This is a genomic window from Spiribacter sp. SSL99, from assembly GCF_009805925.1.
In the GTDB taxonomy this organism is placed as follows: domain Bacteria; phylum Pseudomonadota; class Gammaproteobacteria; order Nitrococcales; family Nitrococcaceae; genus Spiribacter; species Spiribacter roseus.
In genome coordinates, this window is the sequence record NZ_MAOM01000019.1 from 94902 (window position 1) to 107980 (window position 13079).

The window sequence follows — 13079 nt, forward strand, 5'->3', positions numbered from 1 at the left end:
GGGTGCCCATGACACCCCCGGACGGGGCGGGACGCGTTACAGGGCGTCCTCGGCAGCCATCTCCATGTACTCGCTGGTAAAGCGCAGCTTGACGTTGTCCTCCGAGCCCAGCACCGATCCGTCCGTGAACTCGATGCCGACGAAGTCGGGGCTGGTGGCGGTCGCACCCAGCAGACCCCGGTCGTAGGCGAACTGACGGACGTTATCCATGGTTGCCTCGGGCTGGTCGCTGGTCACGAATTCCACCGCGTCGGCGGCGTCGTAGAACATCTGGGTGCTGGCCAACTGTGCCTCGTAGCCCGCCAGGTCGGTGCCTGCGGCCTCGGCCATGCGGGTGCGGGCATCGACGCCGGTCTCATCGTCGCCGGACATCCGCGCCATGATCTCGTACCAGGCACCGGTCAGGGCCTTGCCCAGCTCGGGGTTGGCTTCGAGCACCTCGGTGTTGAGTGCCAGCGTGTCGATGATCTCGCCGGGGATATCCGAGGAGTCGAACACCACGTTGGCCTCTGGCATGGCCCGCAGTTCACTCAGCTGGGGGTTCCAGGTCACCGCGGCGGTGACGTCGGGCGTCGAGAAGGTACCGACGATGTCCGCATCCGAGGTGTTGACGACGGTGACGTCCCGCTCGCTCATGCCGACTGATTCGAGGGCACGGGCCAGCAGATAGTGCGAGACCGACAGCTCGACCAGATTGACGCGCTGGCCCTCGATGTCGGTCAGCTCATCGGTGTCCTTGAGCACGACGCCGTCGTTACCGTTCGAGAAGTCGCCGATGATTGGCAGAGTGGTGTCAACGCCGCTTGCCGCCGGGATGGCGAGGGCATCCATGTTGGTGATGGTGACGCCGTCAAACTCGCCGGCGGTGTAGAGGTTGATGGACTCGATGTAGTCGTTGATCTGGACGACGTCGATTTCGATGTCGTAGCGATCGGCCCACTTGTCGACAATGCCGGCGCTGTCGCCATAGCTCCAGGGCATCCAGCCCACGTAGATGCTCCAGGCAATGCGGAAGCTGTCCTTTTCCTGGGCGCTGGCGAGCCCGGGCAGGGCGAGCATGGCGGCAAGCAGGCCGGCGCCGGCAACGCGCCGGGCGGTGGAACGGGTGCGGTTTGGACGTTTCATGACCGTCTCCTATGAGGTTGGTCGGGATGTCACACGGGAGCCTCTCAACGAATCTCCCGGGCTTTTATCCCGCCGTGTAACCCCTTCCGGAGAGGTCGGATGCTCTCGGACCAGACACCCGCAGAGCGGATCGGAACCCTAGCGTCCTATTGGTGACCTGATTGTAGCGGCTGATCGCCCGAGGCGAATCCGCCGAGGGTCCCGTGTACCCGATTAATACCCTGCAATATCCCTGCCAGTTTCCTGCCGCTGCCTTGCGGGCAGCCCGGGCACCGATGGAGCGTGTCGAGCGACGCGCCGGCGGTCGCTGGGTTTGCACTGTATTGGTTCAGCAAGGGGTCGGTCAGCACCATGAAGGAGCGCTACCCCAGATCGCCGATGACCGTCTGGATAACCGCGAGCGCGGCGACCGGGGCGGTATCGCTGCGCAGGATGCGCGGGCCCAGGCGGATGCGTTGCCAGCCGAGGTCGGCGACGCGCTGGATTTCGTCCGGCGCCAGCCCGCCTTCGGGGCCGATCAGGGTCGCCAGCTCGGCGGTGGGTTCGAGGTCCTGCGCGGCGCGGTCACCCTCGGTGTCAAAGATGACGCCGGGCAGGCCGGCCACGGTGGCCAGGGCCTCGTCCAGCGCGCAGGGTTTTTCCACCGCTGGAATGCGATTGCGGCCGCACTGCTCGCAGGCGGCCACCACCACGGCCTGCCAGTGGCGCTGTTTTTTCGCCCAGCGCTCAGCGTCAAGCCGGACCACGCAGCGCGCGCTGATGACCGGGATGATGCGCGCCGCGCCCAGCTCGGCGGCCTTCTGCATGGAGTAATCCATGCGCTCGCCCTTGCTGATGCCCTGCAGGAGGGTGACGCCCACCGGTGCCTCGGCCTCGCGGGCCGAGAAGGCCTCGATCCGTGCCTGCGCCCGGCGCTTTTCCAGGGCTTCGATGCGGGCGGTGTATTCGCCGCCGCTGCCATCAAAAAGCACAAGCCCGTCACCGCTTCGCAGTCGACGGGCCTGTATATGTCGGACCGCCGCGTCGGGGAGGTCGATGACCTCTCCGACCGGCGGGATGCCTGTCACATGCAGGCGGGTCGCGGGATCAGTAGCGATAGTGCTCGGGCTTGAACGGCCCATCGACGGTGACCCCGATGTACTGGGCCTGATCCTCGCGCAGCGTGCTCAGCTGAGCGCCGATCTTATCCAGATGCAGACGGGCGACTTCCTCGTCCAGGTCCTTCGGCAGGACGTAGACCTTTTTCTCGTAGCTGCCGTCGTTGTTGAACAGCGCCATCTGCGCGAGCACCTGGTTGGTGAAGCTCGCCGACATCACAAAGCTCGGATGCCCGGTGGCGCAGCCCAGGTTCATGAGGCGCCCTTCGGCCAGCAGGATGATCTTCTTGCCGTCGGGGAAGATCACGTGATCCACCTGCGGCTTGATGTTCTCCCACTCGTACTGGCGCAGCCCGGCCACATCGATTTCGTTGTCGAAATGGCCGATGTTGCAGACGATGGCCTCGTTTTTCATGACCTTCATGTGGTCATGGTTGATCACGTTGTAGTTGCCGGTGGCGCTACAGAAGATATCGGCTTTGTCGGCGGCCTCTTCCATGGTCACCACGCGATAGCCTTCCATGGCCGCCTGCAGGGCGCAGATCGGATCGATCTCGGTGACCCAGACACTGGCGCCCAGGGCCTTGAGGCTCTGCGCGCAGCCCTTGCCGACATCGCCGTAACCCGCCACGACCGCGATCTTGCCGGCGATCATGACGTCGGTGGCGCGCTTGAGGCCGTCCACCAGCGACTCGCGGCAGCCATAGAGGTTGTCGAACTTGGTCTTGGTGACCGAGTCGTTGACGTTCATGGCCGGGAAGGGCAGCTCGCCGGTCTGCTGCATCTCGTAGAGGCGCTTGGCACCGGTGGTGGTCTCCTCGGTGACACCGCGGATGGCCGCCTGAGTGCGCGCATAGAAGCCGGGGTTGTCCTTCAGCCGCCGGCGGATCGCCGCGAACAGGGCGCGCTCCTCGTCACTGTCCGGGTGATCGAGCAGCGACGGGTCCTGTTCGGCCCGCGCCCCCAGCGTGACGGCCAGCGTGGCATCGCCACCGTCATCGAGGATCATGTTGGGCTCGGCATTGGGCCACTCGAGGATCCGATGGGTGAACTCCCAGTACTCCTCCAGCGACTCGCCCTTGTAGGCGAACACCGGGGTGCCGCTCTCGGCGATGGCGGCGGCGGCATGATCCTGGGTGGAGTAGATGTTGCAGCTCGCCCAGCGACACTCGGCACCGAGGGCCTCGAGGGTCTCGATGAGCACCGCGGTCTGGATGGTCATGTGGATGGATCCCGCCACGCGGGCACCCTTGAGGGGCTGTTCGCCGGCATACTTCTCGCGCAGGGCGATCAGGCCGGGCATTTCGGTTTCGGCGATATCCATTTCCCGACGGCCGAAGGGGGCCAGTGACGGGTCCTTGATGATCGATCCGGAAAGCTTCGTCTCAACGACAGCGTTCATGGCTTGACTCCATGGGTTGCGGTTGAGCGCCGTTGGTATTGGACCGCCGGCATCGAGCCTCCCGCGCCGTCAGACGGTGCGGTGCAGCGCTCCTCGATGCCCGGGTCGTGAAATCGGTTGTTACAGCCCGGCCGCTTCGCGCAGGCCCTCGGCCCGGTCGGTCCGCTCCCAGGTGAATGTGTCCTCTTCGCGGCCGAAGTGGCCGAAGCTGGCGGTGGGCTGATAGATCGGCCGCACCAGATCAAGCATCCGCAGGATGCCATAGGGGCGTAGATCGAAGTGCGCCCGCACGAGTTCCACCAGCCGGTCTTCGGCGATCCGCCCGGTGCCGAAGGTGTCGATGAAAATCGACATCGGCTCGGCGACGCCAATGGCGTAGGCCACCTGGATCTCGCACTTTTCGGCCAGGCCGGCGGCGACGATGTTCTTGGCCACGTAGCGGCAGGCGTAGGCCGCCGAGCGGTCCACCTTGGACGGGTCCTTGCCCGAGAAGGCGCCGCCGCCGTGCCGGGCCATGCCGCCATAGGTGTCGACGATGATCTTGCGCCCGGTGAGGCCGCAGTCGCCGACCGGCCCGCCGATCACGAACTGGCCGGTGGGGTTGATGAAAAACCGCGTCCGGTCACTGATCCACTCCGCCGGGATCACCGGGCGGATGATCTCTTCCATGATCGCCTCGCGCAGGTCCGCCGCCGAGACCGTCTCATCGTGCTGGCTCGACAGCACGATGGTGTCCACCGCCACGGGCCGGCCCTGCTCATAGACAAAGCTCACCTGGGACTTGGCATCGGGCCGCAGCCACGGCAGCACGCCGTTACGGCGGATGTCGCTGTGGCGCTTGACCAGCCGGTGGGCGTAGGTGATCGGGGCGGGCATGAGGACATCGGTCTCGCGGCAGGCATAGCCGAACATCATGCCCTGGTCGCCGGCGCCCTGTTCCTCGGGCGAGGCGCGGTCGACGCCCTGGTTGATGTCGGGGCTCTGCTTGCCGATGGCGTTGAGCACCGCGCAGGTGGCGCCATCGAACCCGACATCGGCGTTGTTGTAGCCGATTTCGGTGATGCGCTGGCGGACCAGATCCTCGAGATCGATCCAGGCCGACGTGGTGATCTCGCCGGCGACGATGACCATCCCGGTCTTGACCAGGGTCTCGCAGGCGACGCGCGCTGAGGGGTCATCCGCGAGGATGGCGTCGAGAATGGCGTCGGAGATCTGATCGGCGACCTTGTCGGGATGGCCTTCCGAGACCGATTCCGACGTGAAGAGGTACTGACTGCCCATGCTTGGCCGTTGGCTCCCTGTGACGATGACACGCGTATTAGCGCCAGAGTGTACCGTCGGTTGCCTGCGTGCGGGAAGTTCTGGAGAATTGAGGCCTTTCATCCACCGCCCCTGCGCCGGAGACTCCGCCCCATGACCACCCGCCGCGAGCTCGCGAACGCCATCCGCGCCCTGTCCATGGACGCCGTCCAGGCCGCCCAGTCGGGGCATCCCGGCGCCCCGATGGGCATGGCCGACATCGCCGAAGTGCTATGGAACGATTTCCTGCGGCACAACCCCGCCAACCCGCACTGGCCCAACCGCGACCGGTTCGTGATGTCCAACGGCCACGGGTCGATGCTGGTCTACTCGCTGCTGCACCTGACCGGCTATGACGTCCCCATGGAGGCACTGCGGCAGTTCCGTCAGCTTGACTCGGGTACCCCCGGCCATCCCGAGGTGGGCGACACCCCGGGCGTTGAGACCACCACCGGCCCGCTGGGCCAGGGGCTGGCTAACGCGGTGGGCATGGCGCTTGCCGAGCACATCCTCGCAGGGCAGTTCAATCGGCCCGGTCATCCGCTGGTGGACCACTTCACCTACTGCTTCCTCGGCGACGGCTGCCTGATGGAGGGGATCTCCCACGAAGCCTGCTCGCTGGCCGGCACGCTGGGGCTGGGCAAGCTGGTGGCGGTGTACGACGACAACGGGATCTCCATCGACGGCAAGGTGCGGCAGTGGTTCACCGACGACACCCCGGCGCGGTTCCGTGCCTACGGCTGGCATGTGGTCGAAGCGGTGGACGGCCATGATGCCGAGGCGGTGCGCGCCGCCATCGAGACCGCCCGCACGGTCACCGACCGGCCGTCGCTGATCTGTGCCAAGACCACCATCGGTTTCGGTGCCCCCAATGTCTGTGGCACCCACGGCGTGCACGGGGCCCCCCTGGGCGATGACGAGATCCAGGCCAGTCGCGAGTTCCTGGGCTGGGATCACCCGCCCTTCGAGATCCCCGACAGCGTCTACGATCGCTGGGACGCCCGCGCCCGCGGCAACGCCGCCGAGGCGCAGTGGCGCCAGACGCTGGCCGCCTACCGCGAAGCGCATCCCGAACTGGCCGCCGATTTCGAGCGCCGGATGGCCGGCGAGCTGCCCTCGTCCTTCGCCGCGCATGCCCAGGCCTTCATCGAGAAGGCCCAGGCCGAGGGCGGCGACGATGCCAGCCGCAAGCACTCGCAGGCGGTGCTCAACGGCTTTGGCCCGCATCTGCCCGAGCTCACCGGTGGCTCCGCCGATCTCACCGGCTCAAACAACACCTGGTGGAAGGACTGCTCGGCGGTGAGCGCCGAGGACCCGGGCGGCAATTACCTGTTCTACGGGGTGCGCGAGTTCGGCATGACCGCGATCATGAATGGCATGGCGCTGCATGGCGGGCTCATCCCCTACGCCGGGACGTTCCTGGTGTTCTCCGATTATGCCCGCAACGCGGTGCGCATGGCGGCGCTGATGGGGGTGCGCAGCATCCTGGTCTACACCCACGACTCCATCGGTCTGGGCGAGGACGGGCCCACCCATCAGCCCATCGAGCAGCTCCCCGCCCTGCGCCTGATCCCCAATCTGGATGTCTGGCGGCCCTGCGACCTCACCGAAACCGCCGTGGCCTGGCAGATGGCGCTGACCCGCAGCGATGGGCCCAGCGCGATGGCGCTGTCGCGCCAGAAACTGCCCCACCAGTCGCGTCAGAACGATGAGATCGAAGGCATCCGCCGGGGCGGGTATATACTGCGCGAGCCGGCGGTCGAGCCGCAGGGCATCATCATGGCCAGTGGCTCGGAGGTGGGCATGGCCATGGACGCGGCCGACGCCCTCGAGGCCCGGGGACATGCCATCCGCGTGGTCTCGGTGCCGTGCCTCGAGCGGTTTCTGGCGCAGCCCGCCGCCTATCGCGAATCGGTCCTGCCGGCGGCCATCCAGGCCCGGGCGGCGGTGGAAGCGGCACAACCCGACAGCTGGCGGGCGCTGGTGCGCCACGACGTGGGGCTGGTCGGACTGCGTCAGTTCGGCGCATCGGCGCCGGGTGATAGGGTCTATGAACACATGGGGCTGACCACCGATGCCGTGGTCAGCGCGCTTGAGCAGCAATTAGAGCAATAACAGGAGTTCGAAGCATGGCGATCAAGGTAGGAATCAACGGTTATGGCCGCATCGGCCGTAACGTGCTGCGGGCACTCTACGAAAATGGCCGCAGCGATGAGATCCGCGTCGTGGCCATCAACGACCTGGGCGATGCCGAGACCAACGCCCACCTGACCCGCGTTGATACGGCCCACGGCCGCTTCCCGGGCACGGTCGAGGTCAGCAACGGCAACCTGGTCGTCAACGGCGACGAGATCCGGGTGATGGCCGAGCGCGATCCGGCCCGGCTGCCCTGGGGCGAACTGGGGGTTGATGTGGTCATGGAGTGCACCGGGCTGTTCGCCAGCAAGGAGAAGGCCTCGGCGCATCTGCAGGCGGGTGCGCGCAAGGTGCTGATCTCCGCGCCCGGCGGCAGCGACGTCGACGCCTCGGTGGTGTTCGGCGTCAACCACGACGTGCTGCGCGCCGAGCATCAGGTGGTCTCCAATGCCTCGTGCACCACCAACTGCCTGGCGCCGCTGGTCAAGCCGCTGAATGATGCCATCGGTATCGAGCAGGGGCTGATGACCACCATTCATGCCTACACCAACGATCAGGTCCTCACCGACGTCTACCACAAGGATCTGCGCCGGGCGCGCAGCGCGACCATGTCGCAGATCCCCACCAAGACCGGTGCCGCGGCCATGGTCGGCCTGGTGCTGCCTGAGCTCGACGGCCGGCTGGATGGCTACGCCATGCGCGTGCCGACCATCAACGTCTCGAGCGTGGATCTGTCGTTCATCGCCTCGCGGGATACCGATGTCGACGAGGTCAACCGCGTGGTCCGCGAGGCCAGCGAGGGGGCGCTCAAGGGCGTGCTGGCGTACAGCGACGGGCCCTATGTGTCGGTGGACTTCAACCACGATGCGCATTCCTCGACCTTTGACGCCACCCTGACCAAGGTCAGCGGCCGGCTGGTCAAGGCCTGTGCCTGGTATGACAACGAGTGGGGCTTCTCCAACCGGATGCTCGATACCGCACTGGCCATGATGAAGGCCAAATAATGGCGGTCCGCACCCTCGATGATGTCACCCTCGACGGCCAGCGGGTGCTGGTCCGCGAGGATCTGAACGTGCCGATCAAGGACGGGCGGATCGGCGATGAAGCCCGGCTGCGGGCCGCACTGCCCACCCTGCGGCGGCTGATGGACGCCGGCGCCCGGGTCATGGTGATGAGCCATCTTGGCCGTCCCAAGGCCGGGGCCTTTGACCCCGAGGCCTCGATGGCGCCGGTGGCCGCGCGGCTGGGCGAGCTGCTGGACTGCCCCGTGCCGGTGGTGCGGGACTGGCTGGAGGGCGACACCGTGCCGGCGCCGGGCGGGATCGTGCTCTGCGAGAACGTGCGCTTCAACGCCGGCGAGACCGACAACGACGAGGCCCTGTCGCGGCGGATGGCCGCGCTCTGTGACCTGTTCGTCATGGACGCCTTCGGCACCGCCCATCGCGCCCAGGCCTCGACCCATGGCGTCGCGCGCTTCGCGCCCGATGCCGTGGCCGGGCCGCTGCTGGCCGCCGAGCTCGAGGCGCTGGGCAAGGCGCTGGAGTCACCGGCCCGGCCGCTGGTGGCGATCATCGGCGGCTCGAAGGTCTCGAGCAAGGTGACCGTGCTGGATCAGCTCAGTGAGCGGGTCGATCAGCTGATCGTGGGCGGCGGCATCGCCAATACCTTCATCGCCGCCGCCGGCCACCCGGTGGGCAAATCACTGATCGAAGCGGACTTCGTCGACACCGCCCGCACGCTGATGGCCCGTGCCCGCGCCGCCGGCGGCGAGATCCCCATCCCCGAGGACGTGATCGTGGCCGACGAGGTCAGTGACAGCGCCGATGCGCGGGTGCGTGCGGTGGACGCCGTCGAGGATCACGAAATGATCCTGGATGTGGGGCCGAAGACGGCGGCCGCCTATGCCGATCGCCTGCGCCAGGCGGGCACGGTGGTCTGGAACGGGCCCGTGGGGGTGTTCGAGATCGACGCGTTCAGTGCCGGTACCCGGGCGCTCGCCGAGGCGATCGCCGACTCGCGGGCGTTTTCCATCGCCGGCGGCGGCGACACGCTGGCCGCTGTGGCCCGATACGGCGTCGAGGATCGCATTTCATATATTTCCACCGGCGGTGGCGCCTTCCTCGAGTTTCTCGAGGGTCGTGAGCTGCCTGCCGTGGCCGTGCTGGATCGATAGGGAGACAATCGACGATGAGCCGTCAAACCAAAATCGTGGCAACGCTGGGACCGGCGACCACCGACGTGGAGGCGCTGCGGGGGATCGTCGACGCCGGCGTCGATGTCGTGCGCATGAACCTCTCACATGGCGATCATGACGAGCACCGGGCGCGCGAGCAGACGCTGCGGCGCACCGCCCGCGATGCCGGCCGGGTGGTGGGCATGCTCTGCGACCTGCAGGGCCCCAAGATCCGGGTGGAGCGTTTTGCCGGCGGATCCGTCGAGCTTGACGAAGGCGCGGCGTTTTTCCTGGACCCGCAGCTTGATGGCGATGCCGGCACTGCCGAGGGGGTGGGCGTGGCCTACGCCGGGCTGCCCACCGACGTGGCCCCGGGCGACATCCTGCTGCTGGCCGATGGCCTGATCCGGCTCGAGGTCGAGCGCATCGAGGGCACCCGCATCCACACCCGGGTGACGGTGGGCGGCACGCTCGGCGACCGCAAGGGCATCAACCGCCTGGGCGGGGGGCTGTCAGTGCGTGCGCTCACCGACAAGGACCGGGTTGACATCAAGCTGGCCGCCGAGCTCGAGGCCGACTACATGGCCGTGTCCTTCCCCCGCGACGGCGCGGACATCGACGAGGCGCGGGCACTGCTGCGCGAGGCCGGGGGCCACGGGGGCATCGTCGCCAAGATCGAGCGCCACGAGGCGGTCGAGGCCCTCGATGAGATCATGGAGGCCGCCGATGCGGTGATGATCGCCCGCGGTGACCTGGCCGTGGAGATCGGTGATGCCGAGTTGCCCGGCGTGCAGAAGCGCATCATGCGCATGGCCCGCGAGCGGGACTGTGTGGTGATCACCGCCACCCAGATGATGCAGTCCATGGTCGACAGCCCCATGCCCACCCGGGCCGAGGTGCTGGACGTGGCCAATGCGGTGCTCGACGGGACCGACGCGGTGATGCTGTCCGAGGAAACCGCCATGGGGCAGTACCCGGCCGAGACGGTCGGCGCCATGTCCCGGGTCTGCATCGGGGCCGAGACCTATGCCGACGAGACGCGGCCGTCGGGCGGACTGAAACCCGGCGTGCACTTTGACCGCATCGACGAGGCGATCGCCAAGACCGCCATCACCACCGCCAACAGCCTGGGCGCGAAGGCCATCGCGGCCCTGACCGAGTCCGGCGCCACGGCGATGTGGATGTCGCGCATCGGCACCGACATCCCGATCTACGCCCTCTCGGAGCAGCCCCGCACGCGGCGCAAGGTGACCCTTTACCGCGGCGTGAACCCGATCCGCTTCGATCCCACCCAGCGCGAGCATGATGCGGTCAACCGCGAGGCGGTGGCCGAGCTCAAGGGCCTGGGCGCGGTCGGCGATGACGATCGGGTGGTGATCACCAAGGGCGATCTGGCCGGTGAGCAGGGCGGCACCAACGCCATGAAGGTGGTCAAGGTCAGCGAGATCGTCCGCTGAGCCGGGCCTCCGCCTCCTGGTACTTGGCCGCCGTGCGCTCGATGACGGTGGCCGGCAGGGCGGGGGCCGGCGCGGTCTTGTCCCAGTCCAGGGTCTCCAGGTAATCGCGGATGTACTGCTTGTCAAAGCTCGGCGGCGAGCTGCCCGGGCGGTACTCGCTGGCCGGCCAGAAGCGGCTTGAGTCGGGGGTCAGGGCCTCATCAATCCAGACCAGATCGCCGGCGCTGTCGAGGCCGAACTCGAACTTGGTGTCGGCGATGATCAGCCCCTGCCGGCGGGCGTGCTCGGCCGCCTCGGTGTAGAGCGCCAGGGTGATCCGCCGCAGCCGCTCGGCCAGATCCCGGCCCAGGGCCGCGACCACCGCCTCAAAGCCCACGTTCTCGTCGTGATCGCCCACCTCGGCCTTGGTCGAGGGGGTGAACAGCGGCTCGGGCAGGCGATCGGCCTGGCGCAGGCCGGCCGGCAGGCGTAGGCCGCAGAGCTGGCCGGTGGCCTGATAGTCCTTCCAGCCAGAGCCGATCAGATAGCCGCGGGCAATGGCCTCGAAGGATAGCGGCTGGACGCGCCTGACCAGGCTCGCCCGGCCGGCCACGGCCTCGCGCTCCGCCGGGTCGCTCAGCACCGCCTCGAGGGGCAGATCCAGGCGCTGATCCGGCAGGCGGCCGGCCAGCCGCTCGAACCAGAAGGCCGACAGGCGGTTGAGTACCGCGCCCTTGCCGGGGATCGGGTCGGGCAGCACCACATCAAACGCCGACAGGCGATCGGTGGTCACCACCAGCAGGGTGCGGTCGTCCACCGCATAGACGTCACGGACCTTGCCCCGCTGCAGCAGCTCAAGGCTTTTGAGTTCACTTTGATAGAGGCGCTCGGGGGGCACTTCAGGCTCCTTTCTTGATCTGCTCGAACGCGGCGAGGGCAGCCTGACGGCTTTCCTTCAGGTCGACCAGCGGATGTGGGTAATCGATCCCCAGCGTAACCCCGGCCGCCGCCAGCGTCGCTGCCGGGGCCTGCCACGGGGCGTGACGGTGTTTGGCCGGCAGCCCGGCGAGGGCCGGCAGCCACCGGGCCACATAGGCGCCCTCGGCGTCGAAGCGCTCGCCCTGACGGATCGGGTTGAACACCCGGAAAAACGGCGCGGCATCGGCGCCGCTGCCCGCCACCCACTGCCAGCCCAGGCTGTTGCTGGCCAGATCCGCATCCACCAGGGTGTCCCAGAACCAGGCCTCGCCGGCCTGCCAGGGCAGACGCAGGTTCTTGACCAGGAACGAGCCCACCACCATGCGGACACGATTGTGCATCCAGCCGGTGGCATAGAGCTCGCGCATGCCGGCATCCACCAGCGGGATGCCGGTCTCGCCGCGCTGCCACGCGCCCAGTAGCTGATCGCCGGGGTCATCCTGCCAAGGGAATGCCGCGAACTGCGGGTTGAGCGGCTCATCGGGAAAGGCCGGGTGATGATAGAGCACGTGCTGGGCGAACTCGCGCCAGCCGATCTCCGAGAGAAACGTCTCGGCGCTCTCGCCGCGGCCGTCTGCGCTGCCGTGCTCCGCGAGCCGGATCTGAACCGCCTGCCAGACCTGACGCGGGCCGATTTCACCGTGATGCAGATGCGGCGAGAGTCGCGAGGTGCCGGCCACGGCGGGTTGCTCGCGGCCGTCGTGATACCCGGCGAGGGCCTGATCCAGGAAGGCGCTCAGGCGTTGTCCGGCGCCCGCCTCGCCGGGCTGCCAGGTGGCGCGCAGGCCCTCCGCCCAGTCCACCCGAGGCAGCAGGCCCAGTGCGTCGAGGGCGGCGGTACGGCCGCGACCCGGGTCCACCGTGCCGGGCAGGGCGTCGGCGCCGGCCGGCGCCGTGAGCGCCACCGGAACCGGTAGGGGTGCCGGTGGTTCAGGCTGTTGGCGCCGGCAGGCCCGCCAGAAGGGCGTGAAGGCCTTGTAGTCGCCGCCGCTGCCGGTCTGGATGGTCCAGGGTTCGTGCAGCAGAGCGGCGTTATGGCTGTGCGCCTCGATCCCGTTCGCCTTGAGGGCCTGCTTGACACGGATATCACTCTGTACCCGGGCCGGTTCATAGAGCCGGTTCCAGTGCACCGCCGTCGCGCCGGTCTCGGCGATCAGCTCGGTCAGTGCCGCAAGGCTGTCGCCGTGGCGGATGATCAGCGTCAGGCCGTGACCGGCAAGCGCTTCAGCCAGTGCCTGCAGGCTGTGATGCAGCCACCACTGGCTGGCGCCGCCCGGCGCCCAGGCACCGGCCTCGTCCGGGGCATGCACATACACCGGGACCACCGGTCGACCCGACCGGGCGGCGGCGTGCAGGGCCGGATTATCGGCAAGGCGCAGGTCCCGGCGGATCCAGTACAGGGCAGGGTGCATGGCGCGGCATCCTCTGGTTGG

At 67.9% G+C, this 13079-nt stretch carries 10 protein-coding genes and 2 riboswitches; of the genes, 4 read left to right on the forward strand and 6 right to left on the reverse strand.

Going from position 1 to position 13079, the window contains the following annotated elements:
* Positions 1–36: 36 nt before the first annotated feature.
* The 4 genes from BA899_RS07915 to metK form a co-directional block, all read right to left on the reverse strand.
* The gene (locus BA899_RS07915) at positions 37–1125 is read right to left on the reverse strand and encodes a putative urea ABC transporter substrate-binding protein (RefSeq protein WP_110882430.1); all 1089 of its coding nucleotides are present in this window, start codon (positions 1123–1125) and stop codon (positions 37–39) included.
* 51 nt (positions 1126–1176) lie between these two features.
* Positions 1177–1278, reverse strand: a riboswitch (guanidine-I (ykkC/yxkD leader).
* A 209-nt stretch (positions 1279–1487) separates the two neighbouring features.
* The gene (locus BA899_RS07920; protein ID WP_235013329.1) at positions 1488–2192 is read right to left on the reverse strand and encodes a 16S rRNA (uracil(1498)-N(3))-methyltransferase; all 705 of its coding nucleotides are present in this window, start codon (positions 2190–2192) and stop codon (positions 1488–1490) included.
* Between the two features lie 19 nt (positions 2193–2211).
* Complete coding sequence (gene ahcY / locus BA899_RS07925) at positions 2212–3624, reverse strand: adenosylhomocysteinase (protein WP_144347125.1); 1413 nt, start codon at positions 3622–3624, stop codon at positions 2212–2214.
* Positions 3625–3641: 17 nt separating this feature from the next.
* Positions 3642–3725, reverse strand: a riboswitch (S-adenosyl-L-homocysteine riboswitch).
* 19 nt (positions 3726–3744) lie between these two features.
* Positions 3745–4905 (reverse strand): methionine adenosyltransferase, encoded by a 1161-nt coding sequence (gene metK, locus BA899_RS07930; protein WP_110882433.1) that lies wholly within the window; start codon positions 4903–4905, stop codon positions 3745–3747.
* Between the two features lie 132 nt (positions 4906–5037).
* On the opposite strand from metK, the gene tkt reads away from it, so the two are divergent.
* The 4 genes from tkt to pyk are packed head-to-tail and all read left to right on the forward strand — an operon-like array spanning position 5038 to position 10689.
* On the forward strand, positions 5038–7038 hold the full coding sequence (gene tkt / locus BA899_RS07935) for a transketolase (protein ID WP_159300271.1): 2001 nt from the start codon (positions 5038–5040) through the stop codon (positions 7036–7038).
* Between the two features lie 14 nt (positions 7039–7052).
* Positions 7053–8063 carry a type I glyceraldehyde-3-phosphate dehydrogenase gene (gene gap, locus BA899_RS07940; RefSeq protein WP_159300272.1) on the forward strand — a complete coding sequence of 337 codons (1011 nt, stop codon included), beginning with the start codon at positions 7053–7055 and terminating at the stop codon, positions 8061–8063.
* Positions 8063–9232 carry a phosphoglycerate kinase gene (locus tag BA899_RS07945; protein WP_159300273.1) on the forward strand — a complete coding sequence of 390 codons (1170 nt, stop codon included), beginning with the start codon at positions 8063–8065 and terminating at the stop codon, positions 9230–9232. The genes gap and BA899_RS07945 overlap by 1 nt, the downstream gene beginning before the upstream one ends.
* Positions 9233–9246: 14 nt before the next feature.
* Positions 9247–10689, forward strand: coding sequence for a pyruvate kinase (gene pyk, locus BA899_RS07950; protein WP_159300274.1), 1443 nt, complete (start codon positions 9247–9249; stop codon positions 10687–10689).
* Here pyk and BA899_RS07955 read toward each other — a convergent pair.
* Together BA899_RS07955 and BA899_RS07960 are read right to left on the reverse strand one after the other, a co-directional pair.
* Positions 10670–11566, reverse strand: coding sequence for a phosphoribosylaminoimidazolesuccinocarboxamide synthase (locus BA899_RS07955; protein ID WP_159300275.1), 897 nt, complete (start codon positions 11564–11566; stop codon positions 10670–10672). The genes pyk and BA899_RS07955 overlap by 20 nt on opposite strands.
* Before the next feature lies 1 nt (position 11567).
* A complete protein-coding gene (locus BA899_RS07960) occupies positions 11568–13058 on the reverse strand; it encodes a deoxyribodipyrimidine photo-lyase (protein WP_159300276.1) in 1491 nt (496 codons plus the stop codon).
* Between the last annotated feature and the right edge of the window lie 21 nt (positions 13059–13079).